The 24349-nt window shown below is 72.6% G+C and carries 8 protein-coding genes and 2 tRNA genes; 7 read left to right on the top strand and 3 right to left on the bottom strand.

Annotation, left to right across the window (positions count from 1 at the left end; translation table 11 throughout):
* Nucleotides 1-187: 187 nt before the first annotated feature.
* From rho to I3V78_RS14275, 5 genes are all read left to right on the top strand, one after another.
* Nucleotides 188-1747: a transcription termination factor Rho gene (gene rho / locus I3V78_RS14295; RefSeq protein ID WP_204488164.1), complete on the top strand. Its 1560-nt coding sequence runs from the start codon at nt 188-190 to the stop codon at nt 1745-1747.
* Between the two features lie 96 nt (nt 1748-1843).
* Nucleotides 1844-3568, top strand: coding sequence for a serine/threonine protein kinase (locus I3V78_RS14290; protein ID WP_204488162.1), 1725 nt, complete (start codon nt 1844-1846; stop codon nt 3566-3568).
* Nucleotides 3569-3595: 27 nt separating this feature from the next.
* Entirely contained in the window at nt 3596-4480 is an 885-nt protein-coding gene (locus tag I3V78_RS14285; RefSeq protein ID WP_204488160.1) for a DUF2381 family protein, read from the top strand.
* 29 nt (nt 4481-4509) lie between these two features.
* Nucleotides 4510-4884 carry a glutaredoxin domain-containing protein gene (locus I3V78_RS14280; protein ID WP_204488158.1) on the top strand — a complete coding sequence of 125 codons (375 nt, stop codon included), beginning with the start codon at nt 4510-4512 and terminating at the stop codon, nt 4882-4884.
* 29 nt (nt 4885-4913) lie between these two features.
* The gene (locus I3V78_RS14275; RefSeq protein ID WP_204488156.1) at nt 4914-5528 is read left to right on the top strand and encodes a hypothetical protein; all 615 of its coding nucleotides are present in this window, start codon (nt 4914-4916) and stop codon (nt 5526-5528) included.
* A 63-nt stretch (nt 5529-5591) separates the two neighbouring features.
* On the opposite strand, the gene I3V78_RS14270 is transcribed toward I3V78_RS14275, so the two are convergent.
* A tRNA-Arg gene (locus I3V78_RS14270) sits at nt 5592-5665 on the bottom strand.
* 19 nt (nt 5666-5684) lie between these two features.
* Nucleotides 5685-5758, bottom strand: a tRNA-His gene (locus tag I3V78_RS14265).
* Nucleotides 5759-5980: 222 nt separating this feature from the next.
* Between I3V78_RS14265 and I3V78_RS14260 the strand changes: the two genes are divergently transcribed.
* On the top strand, nt 5981-7021 hold the full coding sequence (locus tag I3V78_RS14260) for an NAD(P)-dependent alcohol dehydrogenase (protein WP_204488153.1): 1041 nt from the start codon (nt 5981-5983) through the stop codon (nt 7019-7021).
* 6 nt (nt 7022-7027) lie between these two features.
* Here the strand turns inward: I3V78_RS14260 and I3V78_RS14255 are convergent, their stop codons facing one another.
* Nucleotides 7028-7846, bottom strand: a complete 819-nt coding sequence (locus I3V78_RS14255) for a methyltransferase domain-containing protein (RefSeq protein ID WP_204488151.1) — start codon at nt 7844-7846, stop codon at nt 7028-7030.
* 209 nt (nt 7847-8055) lie between these two features.
* On the opposite strand from I3V78_RS14255, the gene I3V78_RS14250 reads away from it, so the two are divergent.
* Nucleotides 8056-24336, top strand: a complete 16281-nt coding sequence (locus I3V78_RS14250; RefSeq protein WP_204488149.1) for an SDR family NAD(P)-dependent oxidoreductase — start codon at nt 8056-8058, stop codon at nt 24334-24336.
* The last annotated feature ends 13 nt before the right edge of the window (nt 24337-24349 follow it).

The raw sequence follows: 24349 nt of genomic DNA, 5'->3' as shown, positions 1-24349 counted from the left end.
CGAATCGGCCCCCCGGGCCATCGGGACGCTCCAGGGGCCGGCGGTTCGGTCCTCGCGAGGCTCGTGGCATCCGCGCGACCTCCTCGCGAGCAACCCCGCGGCAGACCCCTGTCCCACAGCCCGCAGAACCTCGCGCGCCCCGCCGGGGACTCCTCCTCGGAGGGGTGCGCCACAGCCCCTGTAGACCATGAGCGAAACCGACAACCGCGATCCCCGAGAGCTTCCCTCCCCCGCGGCCGCCCGTCCCGAGGCGCCCGACCTGGACGACGGCGATGACGAGGGCGACGACGGCCCCGACGAGGGCGAGGGCTCGGCCGGACCGGGACAGGCCGCGGGCGCGCCCGCGGGCCCGGGAGGCCGCCGCCGCCGCCGCCGCCGCCGCCGCCGGGGCGCCCAGGTGCACTTCACCCCGGAAGGTCAGGCCTACCGGATGGTCGCCGGACCGGACGGGCAGCAGCAACAGGTGTTCCTCACGCCCCAGGAATTGCAGCAGTACCAGCAGCGTCTGGCGCAGCAGCAACAGCAACAGCCGCAGCCGCAGCCGCAGCCCGCCCCCGGTGGCCCGCCCGCGCCGGCCGCCCCGCCGCACGCCCACGCGCCGCACCATGGCGGGGGCACCCCGCGCGCCCAGCACGTGGCCCCGCAGCCGTCGCTCACCCCCGTGGAGGGCGTGCTCGACACCGAGGCCAAGGGCCCCAATGCCTACCTGCGGCAGATCAAACGCAACCTGCTGCCCTCGCCGGATGACGCGGAGATTCCGAAGAACCTGGTGCAGAAGCTGCGCCTGCGCTCGGGCCAGTACCTCCATGCGTTCGCGCAGATGAAGGGCCAGAAGGGCCTCATCCAGCGCGTGGAGCAGGTGGACGGTCGCCCGTTGGATCAGGTCGGCCGCCTGCCCCACTTCGCGGACCTCACGTCCGTGGATCCCGTGGACCGCATCAAGCTGGAGAACGGCCACCGGGAGCTGGTGACGCGGGTGTTCGATCTCATCTCGCCCATTGGCAAGGGCCAGCGCGCGCTCATCGTGGCCCCGCCCAAGACGGGCAAGACCATCATGCTCCAGCGCATCGCCCAGGCGGTGGTGACCAACCACCCGGAGATCCACCTCATGGTGCTGCTCATCGACGAGCGCCCCGAGGAGGTCACCGACATGCGCCGCAGCATCAAGGCCGAGGTGCTCGCGTCCAGCTCGGACCGGCCCACGGGCGACCACCTGAAGATCGCCGAGCTGGCGCTGGAGCGGGCGCGGCGGCTGGTGGAGAGCGGCAAGGACGTGATGATCCTCCTGGACTCCATCACCCGTCTGGCGCGCGCCTATAACAAGGAGCAGGACAACTCGGGCCGCACGCTGTCGGGCGGCGTGGACAGCCGCGCGCTCGAGCGCCCCAAGCGCATCTTCGGCGCCGCGCGCGCCACCGAGGAGGCCGGCAGCCTCACCATCATCGGCACGGCGCTCATCGACACCGGCAGCCGCATGGACGAGGTCATCTTCGAGGAGTTCAAGGGCACGGGTAACTCCGAGGTCACCCTGGACCGCTTCCTCTCGGAGAAGCGCATCTTCCCGGCCATCAACATCGGCCAGTCCGGCACGCGCAAGGAAGAGAAGCTCTTCACCCACCGGGAGTACGAGAAGGTGAAGAAGATGCGGCAGATGCTCTTCTCCGTGAAGCCGGTGGAGGCCATGGAGGCGCTCATCAAGCGGCTGAGCCGCTACACGTACAACGACGAGTTCCTCGAGGAGCTGTGAGGCCCGTCGTGTCGGGCGTGTCGGACCCCACCTGACAAGTCCACGGCACGCGGTCATCCCGCTGGTAGTCTCCCGCCCGAGCGGGAGGCAGGTGGGATGCACGACGGACGCGCGGGTCAGCGGGGGGCGGCGCCAGCAGCGGGCGTCGGCCTCACCCCTGGCAGTCAGGTGGCGGGCTTCACCCTGATCGAGCCCCTGTCCCGGGGCAGCTCGGGCCAGGTGTTCCTCGCCGAGCGCGGGGGCCAGCGCTTCGCGCTCAAGGTCGTGCCCCTGGGCTCCTGGGGCGAGCGCGAGGTGGATGCGCTGCGCCGCGTGCGGGACGCCTCCGTGGTGCGGCTGCTCGGCTACGCCCAGTGGCCCGAGGCCGAGCCGCGCTTCCTCGTGCTGGAGATGGAGTGGGTGCGGGGCCCGCCGCTGGATGTCTGGGCGCGCGAGGCACCGCCCACGGCCGCCCAGTGGGTGGAGCGGGTGCTCCTGCCCCTGACGCGGGCGCTGGGTCAGGTGCACGCGGCCGGGGTGGTGCACCGGGACGTGAAGGAAGCCAACATCGTCGTGCGCCAGGAGGACGGGCGGCCGGTGCTGGTGGACTTCGGCTCGGCGGCCTACGAGGGCTCGCCCCGGCTCACGCAGCGGCTGCCCCCCGGCACCCCCGAGTACCGCAGTCCCGAGATGCTGCGCTTCGCCCGGGAGTGGGAGGGCGAGCCCTATGTCTCCCGGCCCTCGGATGACTGGTGGGCCCTGGGCGTCACGCTCTACACGCTGCTCACGCGCGTGCTGCCCTTCGGCGACCGGCATGGGCCGCTGGTGCGCGACATCCTCCAGCGCGCACCCGAGCCCCCGCACGCGCGCAATCCCCGGGTCCCCCCGGCGCTCGGCCAGGTGTGTCTGCGCATGCTGGAGAAGGAGCCCCCGGCCCGCTACGCCGATGCCGCCGCCCTCACCCAGGCCCTGGAGCGGGCCCTGCGCGAGGCGGACGCCTCCTGGCACGTGCCGCTCTTCGAGGCGGAGCGCCCCCCCGAGGCCCCGACCGGGGCCGCGCCCAGGGCCCCCCGGCGTGGGCGTCGCCGGGGGGCGCTGGCCGCGGGCCTGGCCGTGGCCGTGGCCGTGGCCGGGCTGTGGGTGGGCGCGCGAGGGGGCACCTCTCCGAGCGGGTCAGGGCCCTCGACCCCACGTGCCACGTCACCCCACCCCCTCCCCGCCCAGCAGGATGGGTTTTGGCGGGAAGTGGCGCCCGCCACGAAGACGGCGGAAGTTGGGCCGGGCGCGAAACCCCTGGAGTCGCCCTCCCCCGCGCCCGTCGCCCCTGCGACGCCTCGCGAGAACCCTCCCATGCGCAAGCCTCCCCCTGGCCGTTCCTCCCTTCCCGCCACCCTGGTCGCCGCCGCCGCCTGCGTGGGCGCCGCCTGCGCGAGCACGCCACGGCCCCCGCCCGCGGAGGAGTGCCCCGCGGGAAGCGAGGCGACGCGCAGGCGCTTCCGGCTGGGGCTCGAGCAGGGCTACTACGTGGGCTCCCTGAAATCCCTGGGCGAGTTCTACAAGTTCGAGAGCGAATTCACGACCGTGCGGAATGGACAGGACTCCACGCTGCTCGTGCTCGCGACGTGGGGGGACATCCCCAATCACGCCACGCTGAGCGGCCGCGTCTACTTCGAGCAGGGTCTGGTCCAGGCCCGCTACACGCGGCTCATCCTGCCCTCGGGGGAGGCCTTCCCCATCTGCGCCATGTTCCGCGAGCCCGAGGCCCCCCAGGCCGACGCCACCCCCGACAAGGCCAGCATTTACACCACCGTCGAAATATGGTTCGTGCCTCGGTTCCGCTGAGCCGCAACGAGGAGCGACGCGACCCCCATGCACCCTGTCTCCGCCGTCCTGCTGCTGCTGACGCTGAGGCAAGTCCCCTCGCCCCCGGTCTCCCCTCCGCCGCCCGCCTGCGAGGAGCATCAGACGCTCGAGCTCGCCCGGGCCGGGACGCGGGACATCTGCATCGCGCGCGGGACACTGACGGGACTGCTCTTCGACGCGCCCGTCACGGTGGAGCTCGAGGACGAGGCGCGCTTCGCCGAGGTCTTGCGCGGCCGGAGTGGCCTGGGCCTGGTGCCCCCCGCTGACCTGCGCCCCGGGGAGCGCTTCCGGTTGACGGTGCGCTTCGAGCAGGAGTCGCCCTCGCGGCCCACGACCCTGGTGCTGGTGTCCCAGTCCGCTCGGGCCACCCGGCAGGTGGATGTGTTCCGGGATCAGCGCTCGCGCGAGGCGCTGGCGCGGCAGTTGGAGGAGGAACGCGCGCGAAACCAGCGGCTCCAGGAAGAGAACCGCGCGCTGCGGGAACAGCTCGCCCCCACGCCCCCGAGCCCGCGGCCTCGCGAGGAGACAGAACCCGGTCCTCGCGGCCTCATCACCCGGGCCCTGCGCGGTCGCCCCGCGCGCCCGGGAGAAGCGCTCCGGGCCGTGCACGGGCACAGCTACCGGGCCTCGGGGCGCGTGGGGGTGCGGCTGCTCCTGGTCAACGAGGGCGACACGCCGTGGCCCCTGGCGGGCGCGGAGTTGTCGGGCCCCCGGGGCGAGCCCTTGCGCGACGTGACCGTCGTGCCCACCGGCCCCTTGAAGCCAGGAGAAGAGCGGGTCGTCCGCGTCGAGGCCCCGCTCCCGGAGGACGTCCCCCTGGAGGCCCTGCGCCTGACACTTCAAGCAGAGGACACGCGCGCCTTCACCCTGCCGGAGATTCCCCTGCCATGACACGGGGACTCGGTTAGGGTGTGCGTCCCATGTCGACCCCCCGCCCGCTGCACGCCGAAGACAAACGCTCCCCCGCCGCCGCCGAGGCCATGGCCCGCTTCCACCCGGAGGTCGTCCGCGCGGTGAGCACCGCCGTGGAACGCGATGCCGTGGTCGTGGTGGGCATGGCCCAGAATCCCTTCGTCAAGAAGGTCCGCGCCCTGCTCACCGAGGCGAACATCCCCTTCACCTACCTGGAGTACGGCAGCTACTTCGGCCAGTGGAAGGAGCGGCTCGCCGTGAAGATGTGGAGCGGCTGGCCCACCTTCCCCCAGGTCTTCGTGAAGGGCGCCCTCATCGGCGGCCATGACGACACGCGCAAGGCGCTGGAGGATGGATCCCTGCGCGCCCGTCTGGGTCAATAGCCACCGACGGATTCACCAGGAGGGCCTCCATGTCGCACCCATCCAGCTCGCCCCCTCCCCCACTCGCCGGCTACAGCCCGTCGATCGAGCTGCTGCGCGCCGCCGAGGAGCAACTCGCCGGCGCCACGACGGAGGAACTCGCGGCGGCGGCGCGGGCCTACCTGGTGCACAGCGGGCCCGCCGGAGGACGCTCGCCCACGGGCGGCGAGCTGCCCGGCTTCTACATGTGCCCCACCGTGGTGCGCGCCGGGTGGCTGGCCGTCGTGCGGGACATGCGCACGCGCACGCCGCCCCCCGTGGTCGTGACGGAACCCTCGGGCCCGGCCCTGTCCCGGACCCTGCCGGCCCTGCCCCTCGAGAAGGCTCCGCCGGCCGAGAAGGCTCCACTGGCCGAGAAGGCTCCACTGGCCGAGAAGGCCCCGCCGACCGAGACCGCCCCGTCCCCGCGGCCGGTCGCGACGCCGCGCGTGACCCTGCCGGAGCTGTGCCGGAGCGCGCGAGATCTGGCCGAGGCCGCGGGATTGCTGGGAAGCGCCGACACGGCCGCCTCGCGAGACGTGGCGCGCCTGGTGAAGAGCCTGTCGCGACGGCTGCGCGAGCAGATGCGCCAGCTCACGTCGGAAGCCGCTGCGTCTGGGAAGTGACCGGGGAGCGCCACCGGAGAGCCTCGAGGGGGGCTCCTCCACGGATCTGGCGGCGAGGCACTGCGCGCTCAGAGGGACTTGAACCCCCAACCCTTGGCTTCGAAGGCCAATGCTCTATCCAGTTGAGCTATGAGCGCTTAAGGGGGGGAAAAGGTGGGCGATTGACCGGGATCGAACCGGCAACCTCCGGAGTCACAGTCCGGCGCTCTAACCAGTTGAGCTACAATCGCCATCGCGGGCGACGACCACCTTGAGACGGGTCGCTAAGTACCGTGAAACCCGAGGCACGGCAAGCCCTTTGTCATGGGCCGGCCGCCCCCTCCCCGGTGCCCTCCACCCAGGTCCGCTTTTCCAGGAAGCCGCCGTTCCCTTGCGCTCTCGTCCCGGGCGGAGATGCTCGGAGTGCGTGTCCCAACACCACGCATTGTCCTCCCTCGGACTGGAGAACGCCCATGCCCCTGGCCCAAGCCTATGCAGCACAGAGCGCCACGTCGCCCCTCTCTCCCTTCACGGTGGAACGCCGCGAGCCGGGACCGCATGACGTGCTCATCGACATCCACTACTGCGGCGTCTGCCATTCGGACGTCCACCAGAGCCGCGCCGAGTGGGGCCCCCTGGGTGGGGCCGTGTTCCCCATGGTCCCCGGCCATGAGATCACCGGGCTCGTGGCGCGGGTGGGAGAGAAGGTCTCGCGCTTCAAGCGCGGCGACCGGGTCGGCGTGGGCAGCTTCGTGGACTCCTGCCGCCAGTGCGCGCCCTGCCGCCAGGGGGAGGAGCAGTACTGCGACCGCGGCATGGTCGTCACGGGCATCACCCCCACCTACGGCGGCTACTCCACGAGCATCACCGTGGACGAGAACTACGTGTTGCGCATCCCCGACGCGCTCCCGCTGGAGCGCGCCGCGCCGTTGATGTGCGCGGGCATCGCCGCCTACTCCCCGCTGCGCCACTATGACGTCAAGCCCGGCAGCACGCTGGCCGTCGTCGGCCTGGGGGGCCTCGGCCACATGGTGGTGAAGTTCGCCTCGGCCATGGGGGTGGAGGTCACCGTGCTCAGCAACTCCCCCGCCAAGCGCGACCATGCGCACACCCTGGGCGCCCGGCACTTCGCCCTGACGTCCGAGGCGGACACCTTCCAGAAGCTCGCCGGACGCTTCGACTTCGTCTTCGACACCGTCACCGCCCCCCACGACCACAACCTCTATCTGCACCTGCTGAAGCTGGATGGCACCCTGGTCCTGCTGGGCGCCCCCACGCCGTCCACGCCCCTGATGGCGTTTCCGCTCATCATGCGCAGACGGAAGATCGGGGGCTCGCTGGATGGCGGCATCCGCGAGACGCAGGAGATGCTCGACTTCTGCGCCAGCCAGGGCGTCATGGCCGACACCGAGCTCATCCCCATCCAGAAGATCAACGAGGCCTTCGAGCGACTGCTCAAGGGCGACGTCTACTACCGCTTCGTGGCCGACCTGCGCGCGCTGCGCGAGGCGTGAGCCGGCTCACCCGCGCCGGGCGATGATGAGCACGTAGCCCAGGCTGCGCCGGTAGAGTTCCGCCGCCTGGACCCAGGCCTCGCGCAGCTGGCTCATCGCGGCCTCGCCCATCGCCGCGCGCAGCGTCTCATTGTGGTGCTCGAAGCTCTTCATGAGGTGGGGCAGCGTCGGCAGGGTGTTGGTGCTGATGTCCAACACCTCCTCCACCTCCAGGCCACTCTCGGCGAGCAGCGTGCGGTAGTCGGGCAGCGAGATGGCCGACTGCATCAGGAAGGCCCCCCGGATGAAGGACGCCTCGTCGCTCGTCAGAGGCGTCCGGTAGATCATGTCCGAGATGCCAATCCGGCCCCCCGGCACCACCACCCGCCGCATCTCCCGAAGCACCTGCGCGCGCGCGGGCATGTGCAACAAGGACTCGAGCGCCCAGGCCGCTTGGAACGCGCCGTCCTCGAAGGGCAGCGACATGGCGTCCGCGTACTGGAAGCGCACCCGCTCCCCCAACCCCGCCGCGGCGGCGCGTTGATTGCCCTGATCGACCTGGACCTGGCTGACGGTCACGCCCGTCACCCGACAGCCGGTCTCCCGGGAGATCCGCATGGCGGGATGGCCCAGCCCACACCCCACGTCGAGCAGATGCGCCGTGGCGGGCAGCCGCATCCGCTGGATCATCATCTCCGTGAGCAGCTCCTGCGCGGCGACGAGCGACAGCTCCTGTTTGTCTTCTGGCCAATAGCCATAGTGGATGTTCGCGCTCGACATGAGTTCGAACAGCTGGCTGGTCTGATCGTAGTAACGGCCCACGAACTCGGGGGTCAGGGAATCCATGCGGCTCCTCGGGGGGTGATTGTCATTGAGAGGCAAAAGACTCGCTCAGTTCGACAAATCATTGTGGGAAGGTCAAGCCTTCCCACCCTCGGTGTCTCGGCGCACCCACGCGTGGACTCCCAGGCCACAAAAGCCTCATCTCCTCTCATGTATTCGACCTTGAACACTTCACGGTCCCCTCTAAGCTCTCACGTTCGAGGATGATTTCCGTGCCCGATCCGCTTCAGAAGTTCGAGTGCAGCACGACCATCAGTCATGAGGATCCGCTCGTCCGGGATCACCGCGTTCACGGTGTGCGCATCATGCCCGGGGTGGTCTTCCTGGACATGGTGCTCCGCGCGCTCGCGCCCCACGGCATCGACGTCGCGGACGTGGAACTGCGCCACGTGCTGTTCAGCGAGCCCATCGCCACCACGGAGCGCTTCGACAGACGGGTGCGCCTGCGCTTCACGCCCCTCGGCCCGGAGCCCCGCGGCTGGCAGGTGATCGCGGAGAGTCATCCCCTGGGCGGCGGCGGGGAGCCCGCGCCCACGCCCACCGAGAACTTCCGCTGCGAGGTGCACGTCACGCGGCAGCCGCTCGAGGGCACGCTGGACGTGGCGGCCTTGATGGCGCGGGCGTCGCGGACCGCGGACGTGGACGACGCCTACGTCTACGCGCGCGGCGCGGCCATCGAGCACCTGGAGTTCATGAAGGGCCAGGGCCGGCTCTACTTCCACGAGGGCAGCGTGCTCGCGGCGTTGCACCTGAGCGCGCCGGCCCGGGAGCACCTGGAGGACTTCCTCCTCCACCCCGTCTTCCTGGACAGCTCCACGCTCGTCCCCTTCCTCTACATGCAGCAGCGTCCAGAGCTGGCGCTACAGCCCTTCATCCCCATCCACATCGAGTCGTTCCGAGCGGCGGGCCCCCTGGGCGAGCGCGTCCTCGTGCACGTGCGCCAGTCCAGCACGGGGCTGGTGGCCAACGATCTCTTCTCCAGCGACATCGACTTCTACTCGCCCGAGGGCCGGCGGCTCGCGTCCATGCGCAAGCTGTCCACCAAGCGCATCCGCTCCGAGTCCCTCATCTCGCGGCTGCGACACCCCGGGGAGCCGGAGCCCGTGTCCGCCCCGCCCCCCGCGCCGAAGGAGGCCCCGACCGCCTCCGTCCTCGACTACCTGCGCCGCCTGCTCGCCTCCGAGCTGAAGGTGGCCCCCGACACCCTCGACGACGCGGAGAACTTCTACGCCCAGGGGTTCGACTCCAGCCACCTGCTGCACATCGTGCGGCGACTGGAGCAGGACCTCGAGCGCAAGCTCTACCCCACGCTCCTGTTCGAGCACAGCACCCCGCGCGAGCTCGCGGACTACATCGAGCAGCACCACCCCGAGGCCCTCTCGCGGCTCGTCGCCCCGCCGGAGCCCGCCGCCCCGCGCGCGCGCCCGTCCGCGCCGTCGGCCCGTGACGTGTCCCCCGCGCCCGTCCTCACGCGGCAGGACGAGCCCATCGCCATCATCGGACTGGCGGGCCGCTACCCCCAGGCCGAGGACCTCGACACCTTCTGGGACAACCTCCAGGCGGGACGGGACTGCATTAGCGAGGTCCCCCCGGAGCGCTGGAACCACGCCCCGTGGTTCGATCCCACCGCCACCCGGCCGGGCAGCACGCATGGCAAGTGGGGCGGCTTCCTGCGGGACATCGACCAGTTCGACACCCGGCTGTTCCACCTGTCGCCCCGGGAGACCGAGCTCATGGATCCCCAGGAGCGCTTGTTCCTGGAGACGGCCTGGCAGGTGCTGGAGGACGCGGGCTACGCGGGCCGCGCGCTGCGGGGCCGCCGGGTGGGCGTGTTCGTGGGCGTGATGTGGAGCCAATACACGCTGCTCGGCGTGGAGGAGACCCTCAAGGGCCACCCCGTGACGCCCTCGGCCTTCCCCTCGTCCGTCGCCAACCGCGTCTCCTATTTCTTCAACTTCCGCGGCCCCAGCATGGCCCTGGACACCATGTGCTCGTCGTCGCTGACGGCCCTGCACCTGGCCTGCGAGAGCCTGCGCCGGGGGGAGTGCGAGCAGGCGCTCGTGGGCGGCGTCAACCTCATGCTCCACCCGAGCAAGTACGTCTTCCTCACCGAGCACCGGATGCTCGCCAGTGACGGGCGGTGCCGGGCGTTCGGCGAGGGCGGCAGCGGATACGTGCCCGGCGAGGGCGTGGGCGCCGTCCTGCTCAAGCCCCTGTCCCGCGCCGAGGCGGATGGGGACTACATCCATGGCGTCATCCGCGCGACGCTCATCAACCACGGCGGCCGCGCCAACGGCTACACCGTGCCGGATCCCGACGTCCACGCCACGCTCATCTCCGAGGCCCTGGAGCGCTCGGGCGTGGAGCCGGGGACGCTCAGCTACATCGAGGCGCACGGCACCGGCACCAGCCTGGGTGACCCCATCGAGATCTCCGGGCTGGGCAAGGCCTTCTCGGGCAAGACGACCCCCGGGTGGAGCTGTGCCATTGGCTCGGTGAAGTCCAACATCGGGCACCTGGAGGCCGCCGCGGGGATCGCGGGGCTGACCAAGGTGCTGCTCCAGATGCGCCACCGCAAGCTGGTGCCCTCGCTCCACGCGCGGCCGCTCAACCCCTTCATCGACTTCGCGGCCACGCCCTTCCGGGTCCAGCGGGAGCTGGCCGAGTGGCCCGAGACGCAGGGCACGCCCGGACGCGCCACGCCCCGTCGCGCGGGCTTGAGCTCGTTCGGCGCGGGCGGCGCCAATGCCCACGTCATCCTCGAGGAGTACGTGGACACCCGCCCCGAGCCCTCCCCGAGGGATCGGCCCCAGGTCATCGTGCTGTCCGCGCTCAAGGAGGATCGGCTCCGTCCCTACGCGGAGCGGCTCCTGGGCTTCCTGGATCGGCAGGCCGCGCCGGAATACACGGGACCGCGCGCCAGCCTCGTGCAGATCGCCCATGCGCTCCAGACCCGCAACGAGGCCATGGCGGCGCGGCTCGCGTGGATCTCCTCCAGCCAGGAGACGCTGCGGGTGCAGGTGCGGCGCTACCTCGAGGACCAGCCCGACCCGGAGGGCCGCTTCCAGGGACTGGTTCGCGCCGAGAAGTCGGCCGGAGTTCGCGCGCCGCGGGGCGAGGAGCTCTCCGCCTTGAGGGACCTGGCGGCGCGCTGGGTCGACGGAGAAGACATCGACTGGGCGGCGCTCCACGCCCACGGCAGGCCCCGGCGCCAGCCCCTGCCCCCCTACCCCTTCGCCCGGCGCTCGTACTGGCTGCCCAGGACGGAGCGGGCCCTTCCCGTCGCCCAGGGCCCCCAGCGGCTCCATCCCCTGCTGGAGCGCAACACCTCCACGCTCACGGCGGTGCGCTTCACCACGGCCTTCTCGCGAGCGGAGCCCCTGCTGGCGGACCATCGCGTGGGCGGACGTCCAATGCTGCCGGGCGTGGTGTGTCTGGAGATGGCGCTCGCCGCGGCCCGGCTCGCGGGGGCCGCCTCCGAGCTGTTCCCGAGGGACGTCACCTGGGCGAGTCCCGCCGAGCCGTCCGACCAGAACACCCTCGAGGTCTCCCTGGAGCTGGAGAAGCAGGGAGAGCACCTGGGCTTCCGCCTCGTCGGCGCCGAGGGGCTCCTCCACGCGCAGGGCCGGTTGAGTCGCGGCGAGGCGCCGCCCGAGGCCCGTTCCGCCCAGGGCCCCGAGGCCCTCCGCGCCCGCTGCCCGAAGGTCTTGTCCGCGGAGGACTGCTACGGCCTGCTCGCCACGCGGGGCCTGGACTATGGCGAGACGCTGCGCACCCTGCACACGCTCCACGTGGGCACGGACGAGGCGCTCGCCGAGCTGCGGCTGCCCGGCGACCCGGCCGTCCCCGGCGACGTCACGCTCACGCCCGCCTTGTTGGACGGCGCGCTGCAGGCCGTCATCGGACTCGTGGCGGCCTCGTCGGGCGAGCGTTGGCTCCCGTCCTCCCTCGGGGCGGTGCACGCCTGGCGGCCCCTGCCCTCCACGTGCTTCGTCCATGTCACGCGCAAGGGGCGGCGCCAGGACGTGGAATTCTTCGATCTGCTGTTGCTCGACGCGGCGGGGACGGCGCTCGCGCGGCTGGAGGACTTCGCCATCCGGCGGGTGCCCGGTCCCTCGCGCTCGACCACCCGGGCCCTGGGTGAGGCCTGGGTGCCCGCGCCCGCGCCCCGCGCGACCTTCGAGGCGACGGGCCCCCTGCTCGTCTTCGCCCGGGACACCGCCCTGCGCGACGAACTGCGCGGTCGGCTCTCCGTCCCCGTGCTGCTCGTCCGGCCGGGAGCCGACTTCCACTCGCTCGGCGATGGGGTCTACGAACTCGCGCCCGGACAGCCCGAGCAGGCCGAGCAGTTGCTGCGGACCCTGCGTGAGGTCGGACAGCTGCCCACGGCGGTCCTCCATGCGTGGGCCGGGCGGCGCGCCCCCACGGGGGATGAGTCGAGCGTGAACGAGGACCTGAGCCAGGGCCTGTACACCCTGATGGGGTTCACCCGGGCGTGGGTGCGGGCCCGGCCCGTGCCCCGGCTCCAGTTGCTGTGCGTGACCTCCGGGGACGCGGCGTCCGCGCCCCCGCACGCCGCGCTCTCGGGCTTCTGCAAGACCATCAACCTCGAGCAGCGCGCCCTGCGCTACCGCGCGGTGGAGCTGCCGGATGCGTCCCCCCGAGCCACGGCGGACCTCTTGCTCCAGGAGCTGTCGTGCACCGAGGACGGGGATGACACCATCCGCCACGGAGCCCACGGCCGCGAACGCTCGCGGCGCGTCCGGCTGTCCCTGTCCGGAGGGGACACCCCGGTGCTGCGGGACCAGGGCGTCTATCTGCTCACCGGAGGGCGCGGCGGACTCGGCCTGCTCTTCGCTCGCTTCCTGGCCCAGCAGCACCGGGCGCGCATCGTCCTGGCGGGACGCGCGCCGGAGGATGCCGCCCTGAGCGAGCAGCTCCAGGCGCTGCGCGCGCGAGGGGCCGAGGTCGTGTACCTGCGCGCGGACGTCTCGCGCGAGGCCGACGTGCGGGCCCTGGTCAACGAAGTGGTGGAGCGCTTCGGGACCCTCCACGGTGTCATCCACTCCGCCGGCGTCCTGCGCGACGCGATGATCACCAGCAAGCGCCTCGAGGATGCCCACGAGGTGATCCGGCCCAAGGTCCTCGGCGCCCTCCACCTGGACCAGGCCACACGCCACCTGCCCCTCGACTTCTTCGTCCTGTTCTCCTCGCTGGCGGGGACCCTCGGCAACGTGGGACAGAGCGACTACGCCTTCGCCAATCGGTTCCTGGATCACTTCGCGCGGACGCGGGCGGCCCAGGTGCGCGAGGGCCAGCGGCGCGGACGCTCGCTGTCGATCGCCTGGCCCCTGTGGCGCGAGGGCGGCATGCACGTGGACGCCCAGACCGAGCAGCATCTGCTGCGCACGCTGGGCATGAAGCCCCTGAGCACGGAGGCCGGACTCGACTTCTTCGTTCAGGCCCTGCGGGCCCCCGCGCCCGTGATGGCCGTCGTGGAGGGAGACCTCGCGACCATCGATCGCGCCTTCGACGTGGGCGATGCGCCGCCCGCTCCCGTGTCCGTGCCCGCGCCTGTGCCCGCCCTGGATCCGGACATCCTGTCCACCCTCGCCGAGGTGCTCTCCGTGGACCGCACGGAGATCGATCCCGAGGCGAGCCTGGAGGACCACGGCTTCGATCCCGCCTCCCTGATGATGCTGGGCGCGCGGCTGAGTGAGCGCCTCGGGAGAACCCTGAGCCCGCGTCAGCTCGTCGAGCACCCCACCGTGCGCGCCCTGTGTCAGGCCCTCGGGGCGACGCCCGCCCCGTCCGCGCGCCCGCCCCCACCGCCCGAGCCGCCCCCGACGCCCGGGGTGCGCGACACGCGCCCCGTCTCCCCGCCCGCCGCGGCGGACGCCCTGCGCCAGCGGGTCCGGACGCAGGTCCTCCAGACCGCGGCCGCCATCCTCAAGATGGAGGTCGCGGATGTGGACCCGGACACGGACCTGCGGGACTTCGGCTTCGACTCCATCTCCATGACCCAGCTCGCCACACGACTGCGCGAGCAGCTCGGCGTGGACCTCACGGCCGCGATGCTCTTCGAGCACGATCGGCTCGGCTCGCTCGCCGAGCATCTGCTCGCCGCCCATGGCGAGGCCCTGAGCGCCCGGTTCACGGGGGGGGCCCAAGCGCCCACGCCCCTGGCGCGTCCCGAGCCGATACCCGAACCCAGGCCCGAGCCGAGGCCCACGCCCATGCCCGAGCCGCGCCCCATCCCGCGAACCGGGCCCGACGTGTCCGAGCCCATCGCGATCATCGGCATGGGCGGCATGTTCCCGCGCTCACCGGACCTCGAGAGCTTCTGGCGGAACCTGGAGCAGGGACGAGACCTGATCGAGGAGATTCCCGCCTCGCGCTGGGACTGGCGGGCCCTCGAGGGCGACCCCTTGAGCGAGCCGAACCGGACCCACAGCCGGTGGGGCGGTTTCATCGACGACGTCGAGTCCTTCGACGCCGCCTTCTTCCGCATCACGCCCCGCGAGGCGGCGCTGATGGACCCCCAGCACCGGCTGTTCCTGCAGCTCGCCTGGAACACCCTGGAGGACGCCGGCTACCGGCCCTCGTCGCTCGCGGGGAGCAAGACGGGCGTGTTCGTGGGGATTGGCACCACCGACTACCACGACCTGTTGAGGGACTTCGGCATCCCCGCGGACGCGCACACCGCCACGGGCAAGGCGCACTCGGTGCTGCCCAACCGGATCTCCTTCCTGCTCGACCTGCACGGCCCCAGCCTGCCCGTGGAGACCGCGTGCTCCAGCTCCCTGGTGGCCCTCCACCACGCGGTGCAGGCCCTGCGCTCGGGCCAGTGCGAGCTGGCGCTCGTGGGCGGCGTCAACCTGCTGCTCAGCCCCCAGCTCTACTTCTCGTTCAGCCGCGCGGGCATGCTCTCCGCGGACGGCCGGTGCAAGACGTTCGACGCGAGCGCCAACGGCTACGTGCGCGGGGAAGGACTCGGGGCCCTGCTGCTCAAGCCCCTGTCGCGCGCCGAGGCGGACGGGGACTTCATCCAGGCCGTCATCCGGGGCAGCGCCATCAACCACGGCGGCCGGGCCCAGGCGCTGACGGCCCCCAACCCCACCGCCCAGGCGGAACTCCTGGTGGCCGCCTACGAGGATGCGCGGGTGGACCCCGCCACCGTGGGTTACATCGAGGCGCACGGGACGGGCACGCGGCTGGGGGACCCCATCGAGGTCATCGGCCTGCGCCATGCCTTCGAGCGGTTCGCCCAACGCGGGGGCCGGTCCACGCCCGGACAGGCGCACTGCGCCCTCGGCTCGGTCAAGACGAACATCGGCCACCTGGAGACGGCCGCGGGCATCGCGGGGCTGCTCAAGGTGGTGCTCGCCCTGCGCCACCGCACCCTGCCCGCCAGCCTCCACTTCCAGACGCCCAACCCCGAGCTGCGCCTGGAGGGCAGTCCGTTCTACGTCAACGCCCGCACGCAGCCCTGGGCCGCGCCGCGTGACGGCGAGGGACGGGAGACGCCCCGACGGGCGGGCGTGAGTTCCTTCGGCTTCGGCGGCACCAACGCCCACGTCGTGCTGGAGGAGTACCGTCCCCGCGCGCCCCGGTCCGAGGGAAGCCGCTCGCCCCAACTGGTGGTGCTGTCGGCCCGCGAGCCCGCCACGCTGCGGGCCTCCGCCGAGCGGCTGCGCGCGGTGCTGCGCCAGCCCGGACGGCCGTCCCTGGAGGAGCTCGCCTACACCCTCGCGGTGGGCCGGGAGGCCATGCCCGAGCGGCTGGCGCTCGTGGCGGGGACGCTCGACGAGCTCGTGTCGCGGCTGGACGCCTGGCTCGAGCGCGGAACCGCCGAGCAGGTGCATGTCGGCGCCGCGGAGTCGTCGCGGCTGCATGAGGCGCTGCTGGGAGGCGCCGCCGGTGCCGTCTTCCTCGACGCGTTGGTGTCCGGCGGCGAGCTCGATCGGCTGGCGCGGCTGTGGGTGAGTGGCGCGAGCTTCGATCTCGCGCGGCTCCATCCCGGCGGGGGACGGCGGGTGCCGCTCCCGGGCTCTCCGTTCGCGCGCACCCGGCACTGGTTGCTGCCCGCGCCCGCGGACCGGGTGTTCACCGGCCGCCCGGAGCCCCGGCCCGAGGCCGCGCCCGAAGTCGCGCCCGTGGCCCTCGCGCCGCCGAGCGCCTCCGCGTCCAGCGCGCTCCAGGTCCTCACCCAGACCCTCGCGACCATCGCCCGGCTCGATCCCGCCGCCCTCCAGCCGACGGCGGACTTCGAGAGCTACGGGATGAACTCCATCCTCATCGCCGAGTTCCACCAGAAGCTCGAGGCGATGGTCGGCAAGCTGCCCATCACGCTGTTCTTCAAATACAAGAACCTCGCGGACCTGGCGGCGTACCTCGAGGTGGAGCACGCGGAGGGCCTCCGCGCACCTCCGCCGGAGCCCCGGGCCCTGCCCGCGCCCGCCCCCGCGCCCCGCCCCCCGTCCGAGCCCCGGCCCGAGCGCATGGACATCGCCGTCATCGGGATGAGTGGCCGCTATCCCCAGGCGGAGGACCTGGAGCACTACTGGCGCAACCTGGAGACGGGCCGGGACTGCATCGAGGAGATTCCCACGGCGCGCTGGGACTACCGGCCCCTGTTCGATGCCACGCGCCGCCAGCCGAACTCCATCTACGCGCGCTGGGGTGGCTTCCTGGAGGGCGTGGACCGCTTCGACGCGGCCTTCTTCCAGATCTCCCCGCTGGTCGCGCGCTACATGGACCCGCAGGAGCGCCTGTTCCTGGAGACCGCCTGGGCCTGCCTGGAGGACGCGGGCCACACCCGGGCGAGCCTGGCCCGCGCGGACGCGGGCGATCAGCGCGCCCCGGTGGGCGTGTTCGTGGGCGTCACCTACAACGAGTACGCCCTGCTGGGCGCCCAGGAATGGGCCCGGGGCAACCGCATCCCCATCAACACCCAGGCCTTCTCCATCGCCAACCGGGTGTCCTACGCCCTCAACCTGAGCGGACCGAGCCTCACCCTGGACACGGCCTGCTCGTCGTCGCTCAACGCGGTGCACCTGGCGTGTGAGAGCCTGCGCTCCGGGGCGTGCGAGCTGGCGATCGCGGGCGGCGTGAACCTGTCCCTGCACCCGAGCAAGTACGTGATGCTGTGCGCCAACCGCTTCGCCTCGAGCGACGGCCGCTGCCGCAGCTTCGCCGAGGGCGGCGACGGATACGTGCCGGGCGAGGGCGTGGGCGCCGTCCTGCTCAAGCCCCTGGCCCAGGCCCTGCGCGATGGGGACGTCATCCACGCGGTCATCAAGGGCAGCGCGCACAACCACGACGGCAAGACCCATGGCTACACGGTGCCCAACCCCGTGGCGCAGACCGAGGTCATCCTCACGGCGCTGCGGCGCGCGGGCGTCGATCCCCGGACGCTCGGCTACGTGGAGGCGCATGGCACCGGCACCAGCCTGGGAGACCCCATCGAGGTCACGGGCCTGACGGACGCCTTCCGCCGCCACACGGAGGACCGGGGCTTCTGCGCCATCGGCTCGGTCAAGGCCAGCATCGGCCACCTGGAGTCCGCGGCGGGCATCGCCCAGTTGCACAAGGTCCTGTTGCAGATGAGGCACCGGCGGCTCGCCCCCACCCTCATCCACGGCGGACGACTCAACCCCCACATCGACTTCGCCCGGACGCCCTTCGTCGTCCAACGCGAGGCCGCGCCGTGGCGCGCGCCCGCTGGCGAGCCCCTGCGCGCGGGCATCAGCAGTTTCGGCGCGGGAGGCGTCAACGTGCACGTGGTCCTCGAGTCCTGGGAGGACCCGAGGCCCCCCTCCCCCTCCCGCGCGGCACGTCCCGAGGTCATCGTCCTGTCCGCCCGCTCGCCCGAGCGGCTGCGGATGCAGGCCCGGCGGCTGCTCGACTTCCTGGAGGCGCGGCCCGGCTGGGGCGCGGACGCCTGGGCCTCGCTCGCCTTCACGCTGCGCATGGGCCGCGAGGCGATGGCCGCCCGGCTCGCTTTCGTGGCGGAGGACGTGACCCAGTGCCGCGACCAGCTTCGCGCCTACCTGGCGCACGCCCAGGACCCCGCGGCGCTCCAGGCCCGGGGACTCTTCACGGCGACCCTCACGGAGCCGCGCTCACCGCCTGGAGAGACCACGGCCTCCGCGCTGCGGGCACTCGTCGACCGCGGTGATCACGCCGCCATCGCCCGCGCCTGGGTCGAGGGTGCCGCCTGGCCCTGGGCGGACCTGCATCCCGAGGGGACGCCCCGCCGCATCTCGCTGCCCACCTATCCCTTCGCCGGAGAGCGCTACTGGATCGAGAACACCGAGCCGCCCACGCCCCCGCCCGGGCCCTCGGCACCGGCTCGGGAGACGGGCGAGGCCCCGTCCATGCGGCGGCGGCTGTTGGACGCGCCCCAGGCGGAGCGACAGGCCTTGTCGATCCGTCTGCTCGGGGAGCTCGTGGCACGCATCCTCGCCTATGCCCCCGGCACCTCCCCTGCCCCCGAGGAGGGCTTCTTCGACCTGGGCATGGAGTCGGTGCAGGCCATGCTGCTCGTGGAGCGCCTGGAGACCGAGCTCGGTCTCGACCTGTACCCGACCCTCGCCTTCGATCACCCGAACCTGCGCGCCCTCGCGGACTTCCTGCTCGAGCGGCTGGGAACCGGTGAAGCACGTGCCGAGGAGGTCCGGACGGAGCCGCGCCCTGGAGAGGTGGTGCTCGCCCGGCAGGAATGGCGCGATGCGCCTTCCGCGCCGCCGCCCGGAGGAACCCTCGGAGGGATCCTGCTGGTGGGCGCGCGGCCCGAGCACGTGGACGCCTTCCGCGAGGCCCTGCGCGAGCGGCGGCTCGCAGCGCCCGTGGTGGGCGCGCACCTCGGCGCCCGGTTCATCGGCACCGAGGCGGCGCTCGCGTTCGACCCCGCCCAGCCGGACCAGGTGCACCAGTTGCTCACCTGGCTGGAGGAACGGGGCCTGCGTCCGAGCCATGTCTTCCACCTCGGCGCGCTCGATGGCACGCGGGAGCGGGAACCCACGCGGGAGCTTTCGCACCTGATGGGACTCGCGCGGGGAGTGCTCACGCACGGGACCGAGGGCTCGGTGCACCTCGGCTACGTCTGTGCCCTGGAGGAGGGGGCCTGGTCCCCGGCCCAGGCCGCCCTGGGAGGCTTCGCGCGCGCGCTCGGCCTGGAGACGCCCCGGTTGACGTGTCGGCTCCTGGCCGTGGACGCGGACGTGGGCACCCCCGCGGACGTCGCGCGGCTGGCGTTGGACAACCGCGGAGACGACGCGGTCGAGGTCCAGTACGTGAAGGGCCGCCGGCAGGTCCGCGAGCTGATCGAGCTGCCTCCGGGCGCCGAGCACGCTCCGCCGGTGCGACGGGGCGGGGCGTACCTCATCACGGGAGGCTCGGGCGGACTGGGCTTGATGCTGGCGGAGCATCTCGTACGGACCTTCCAGGCACGTGTCGCGCTCACCGCCCGAGGCGAGCTCGATCCGGCCCGGAGACAGCGGCTGGACGCCCTGCGCGCGGGCGGAGCCGAGGTCGTGTACGTGCGCGGAGACGTGAGCGAGCGGGACTCGGCCCATCAGGTGGTCCAGGAGGCCTGCGCCCGGCTGGGCACGCTGCACGGCATCATCCACGCGGCGGGAGCGACCCGGGACGGCCTGGTCGTGGCCAAGGTGTGGGAGCAGATGGCCGCGGTGCTGGGCCCCAAGGTGCACGGCACGCTGCACCTCGACGAGGCCAGCCAGCACCTGCCCCTGGACTTCTTCGCCCTGTTCTCCTCGACGGCCGCCATCACCGGCAACGTGGGCCAGAGCGATTACGCCTTCGCCAACGCGTTCCTCGATGCCTTCGCCACCGAGCGGGAGGCGAAGCGGGCGCGCGGCGAGCGTGCCGGACGCACGGTGTCGTTCAACTGGCCGCTGTGGGCCGAGGGCGGCATGCGCGTGGACGAGCAGACGCTGCGCTTCATGGAGCGCCGGGGCGGGCTCACCCCGCTGCCCACCGCGCTCGGGCTGTCGGTCTTCGAGCAGGGCCTGTCCCAGGAAGGCGCGCAGCGCGTGGTGTTCCACGGCGATCGGAACACCATCGTCCAGCGCTTCGGCATCCGGCCCCCGCGCCTCGAAGCGAAGGCGGCGCCAGCCGTCGCCCCCGCGCCCGTGGCCGCGCCTGCGGGCCGTGAGCCCATCGCCATCGTCGGCATGGCGTGCCGGTTCCCCGGAGGCTGCGACAGTCCCGAGGCCTTCTGGCGCTTCCTGCTCGCGGGAGGTGATGCCATCGTCGACGTCCCCGGAGAGCGCTGGGACAACGCGGCCCTCTTCGACGCGGACCCGGACGCTCCCGGCAAGGTGTACGTGCGCCAGGGTGGCTTCCTGCGCGAGTCCCCCGCGCTCTTCGACGCGCGGCTGTTCGGCATCTCCCCGCGCGAGGCCGCGGACATGGACCCTCAGCAGCGCCTGCTGCTCGAGATGTCCTGGGAAGCGCTCGAGCGGGCCGGACTCGCGCCCGACAGCCTCGCGGGCAGCCCCGTGGGCGTGTTCGTGGGCATGGGCGGCGCCGAGTACGCGCTGCTGCCCCGGAACGCCCAGCAGTTCAACTCCTACACGGCCACGGGACTGGCGACCAACATCGCCTCGGGGCGGATCGCCCACCGGCTGGGCCTGCAAGGCCCCGCGCTCACGGTGGACACGGCGTGCTCCTCGTCGCTGATGGCCGTGCACCTCGCGTGCGACAGCCTGCTTCGGGGGGAGTCCGAGGTGGCCCTGGCCGGCGGCATCAACCTGATGCTGTCGCCGTACACGACCGTCTCGCTGTGCCGGCTGCGGGCCCTCGCCCCCGACGGCCGCTGCAAGACCTTCGACGCCTCGGCGGATGGCTACGGCCGCGCGGAGGGCGGCGGCATGATCGTGCTCAAGCGCCTGGCGGATGCCCGGAGGGATGGAGATCCGGTGCTCGCCGTGCTGCGCGGCTCGGCGGCCAACCACGACGGCGCGAGCAGCGGGCTGACGGTGCCCAACGGGCTCGCGCAACAAGCGCTGCTGCGCAAGGCGCTGGAGTCGGCGGGACTGCGGCCCCAGCGTGTCTCCTACGTCGAGGCCCACGGAACGGGCACGCCGCTCGGGGACCCCATCGAGATGCACAGCCTGGGCGCGGTGTACGGACAACGCCCGGACGCGGAGCGGGCCTTCACGGTCGGCGCGGTGAAGGCCAACCTGGGCCACCTGGAGGCCGCCGCGGGCATCGCCGGCCTCATCAAGACCGTGCTCTGCCTCCAGCACCGGACGATTCCGAGGCAGCCCCACCTGCGCCAGCTCAACCCCCGCATCCGCCTGGAGGCCATGCGGGCCCGGCTGGCCTGGGACACGCTGACGTGGGATGAACCGGACCGGCTCGCGGGCGTGAGCGCGTTCGGCTTCTCCGGCACCAATGTCCACGTCCTCGTGGGGGAGGCGCCCACCGCCCCGCCGTCCGCGTCCGCGCGGTCCCGGCCCGTGCACTGGCTGCCGCTCTCGGCGCGGGACGAAGCCGCGCTGCGCGCCCTCGCCCTGCAGTGGCGGGAGCGGTTGGCGGGAGAACCGGAGCAGCGGCTCCCCGGACTGTGCGCCGCCGCGACACGCTCGCGTGGGCACCTCGAACACCGCGCCAGCGTGGTGGCCACGGACGGCACGGGGCTGTCCACCGCGCTCCTGGCCCTGAGCGAGGGCCGGGACGCCGAGGGCTTGCGGCGGGGGGTCATTCCGCAAGGCACGCTCCCGCGCCTCGCGATCGCCCTTCCCCATGAGGGCGAGTTCTCCGCCACCGTGGCCGCGCTGCATCCGGTGGAGCCCGTGTTCGCGGCGGCCTACGACGCGTGCGGTGCCATCGCCACGGAGCTGCTGGGCGGGAACACGCGTGCGCTGGACGCACGGGCGCTCACCACGTTCCGAGCCCAGTACGCGCTGCTGGCCCTGCTGGACCATTGGGGTCTGGCCCCAGACACGCTGCTGGCCGATGGCCAGGGGCTCTACGTCGCGGCCTGCCACGCCGGTGCGCTGACGCTCCGGGACGCCCTGGGCTGTCTGCTGCGCGACCTGGGACTGCGCGGCGCCTTCACCCCCGAGCCCCAGCGGCTCGGCGTTCCCCGGTTGCGCCTGCTGCGCACGCGGGCCGAGGCGCTCATCGATGCGCGCCTGGCGGCACGCGCCGACACCTGGGCGGGCGCGCAGTCCGCGACCGGTGATTGGGCACGGGCCCTGACGGGCTTGGAGGGCTCGGAGCAACGGGTGCTGCTGAGCCTGGGGGACACGGGCCGCGACTGGCCCCGCGTCACCACGGAGCACGCCCCCTGGAAGACGCTGCTCGACTGCGTGGCCCTCCTGCACACGCAGGGGCTCGCCCCACGGCGCCGCCCCTTCACCGAGGGCACACGCTTGGCGGAGGGTCCGCTGCCCACCTACCCCTTCCAGCGCAAGCCGCACTGGCTCCGCCCCCCGGCGGAGGACGAGGGTCCCTCCATGTCCGTTTTCGAGGGATCTCCCCAAATCACGCCACGCCGTGAACGGGAGTTCGCCTACCGGCTCAGCCACGCGCGCCTGCCGGACCTGGCCGACAACCATGGCATCGCCCACATCGGCCACTGGCAGGAGCTCATCACCCGGGCCGTGCGTCAGCACCTCGGCCTGCGCTCCTTCGTGCTGCGCGAGGTGCGCTACCTCGTCGCCTTGCAGGTGAAGCCCCAGGAGGAGCGCGACGTGCGGCTCGTGGTCGAGCCCCTCGACGGTGGACGCGCGCGGCTGCTGCTCCACGGCTTCGAGCGGGAACGGGCCCAGTGGACGCTCCATGCCCAGGCCCTGCTCGAGCCCGCGCTCCCCGAGGAGCAGCGGCCGCCCTCGGAGTGGGAGGGCGGCACGCGGTGGGACGGTGACACCTTCTACCGGCGCCTCGCCGAGCTGTCGTTCGAGCTGGGCGAGAGCGTGAAGTGGGTGGACGAGGTCCACTTCCGCGAGGGCGAGGCCGTGGCGCGCTTCCGCCGGGTGCCCGCCACGGAGCGGGAGCCCCAGGGCCTGGGCTTCCATCCGGGCGTACTCGACGCCTGCGCCCAGCTCCTGGCGGTGGCGGGCGCCGCCCATCTCCAGGGCCGCATGCGCTTCATGGTGGTGGGCTGGGAGTCCTTCCAGCTCCACCACGCCCCGAGCGGGGACACGCTGCGCTGCCACATCGCCTTCCCCGAGCCGCCCGACGCGAACGGCCGCATCACCGGCCACTTCCGCCTGTTCGATGGCACCGGCCGGCTCGTCGCCGAGGCCCGGGGTCACCAGTTGCAGTTGTTGAGCGCCGAGCGCGTGGAGGCCCTGGAGCGGGCCCTGGGCGAGGCGCCCGTTCCCGCGCGTCCGGTGGCCGTCGAGTCCGGCCCCCTCGCTGGGATGGACACGGAGGCCCGCCGCGCCTGGCTCACCGACTTCCTGAGCACCCGCGCCGCGCATCACCTCGACATGGAGCGGGACACCCTGCCGACCGGCATTCCCCTGCGTGACCTGGGCTTCGACTCCATCACGGGGCTGTCGCTGCGGCGGGACATCGAGGAGCGGCTGTCGCTGCGCGTCCCGGCCGAGCTCATGCTCGAGGGGCCGAGCATCGACACCCTCACCGGTCTGCTCCTGCGCGAGCTCGCCCCCGAGCGTGCTCCCGCCTCCGCCCCCGTGGCCTCCGCCTCGCCGGACGCCTGGTTCGCCCACGTGGTGCGCCGGGCCCGGCCCACCGTGCGGCTGTTCTGCTTCCCCTACGGGGGCGGTGGGGCCTCGCTGTACCTGGACTGGGCGCGGCTGCCCGAGCACATCGAGGTCTGGCCTCTCCAGCTCCCAGGGCGCGAGACGCGCATCCAGGAGCCGCCCATCGCGCGGCTCGACCTCCTGCTGTCCCAGCTCGAGTCCGCGCTGCGGCCCCACCTCGACCTGCCGTTCGCCTTCTACGGCCACAGCCTCGGCGCGCTGCTCGCGTACCTCGTCGCCAGTCGGCTGCGCGCCCGGGGCCTGCCCAGCCCCCAGCACCTGCTGGTGGGAGGCTTCGGCGCGCCCTTCCTCACCCCTAGTCCCTACCTGGAAGGCCTGCGGCAGCGCTTCCGCGCGGCTGGCTTCGAGGGCATTCCCGCCCCCGACACCCGCGAGGCGCCGGGCCCCCTGCTCGACATCGCGATGGGCACGGCCGAGGGACGGATGATGGCGGGAGGCGACTCCGACTTCGCCCGCGCGCTGCTGCCCATGATGCTCGCGGACCTGCACCTGATGGAGGGCTACCGCTACCAACCCGAGCCGCCCTTCGACTTCCCCATCACCGTGATGCACGGGGCCTCCGACGACCGCATCACCGACGAGGCCTCGGCCGCGTGGCGTGCCCTCACGAGCGCGGCCTTCCACAAGCACGTGACGCCCGGTGACCACTTCTTCCTGCGCGCGGACCAGGCCCAGTCCTGGCTGCTGCGCCTGATCGCTTCCGCCCTCACCCCCTCCTCCTCCGACTGACCAGGACTTCCCC

Origin of the sequence: Archangium primigenium, assembly GCF_016904885.1 — a bacterium.
GTDB lineage: Bacteria > Myxococcota > Myxococcia > Myxococcales > Myxococcaceae > Cystobacter > Cystobacter primigenius.
Note: the sequence above shows the minus strand (reverse complement) of the source record. Positions and strands in the feature narration are given on the sequence as shown.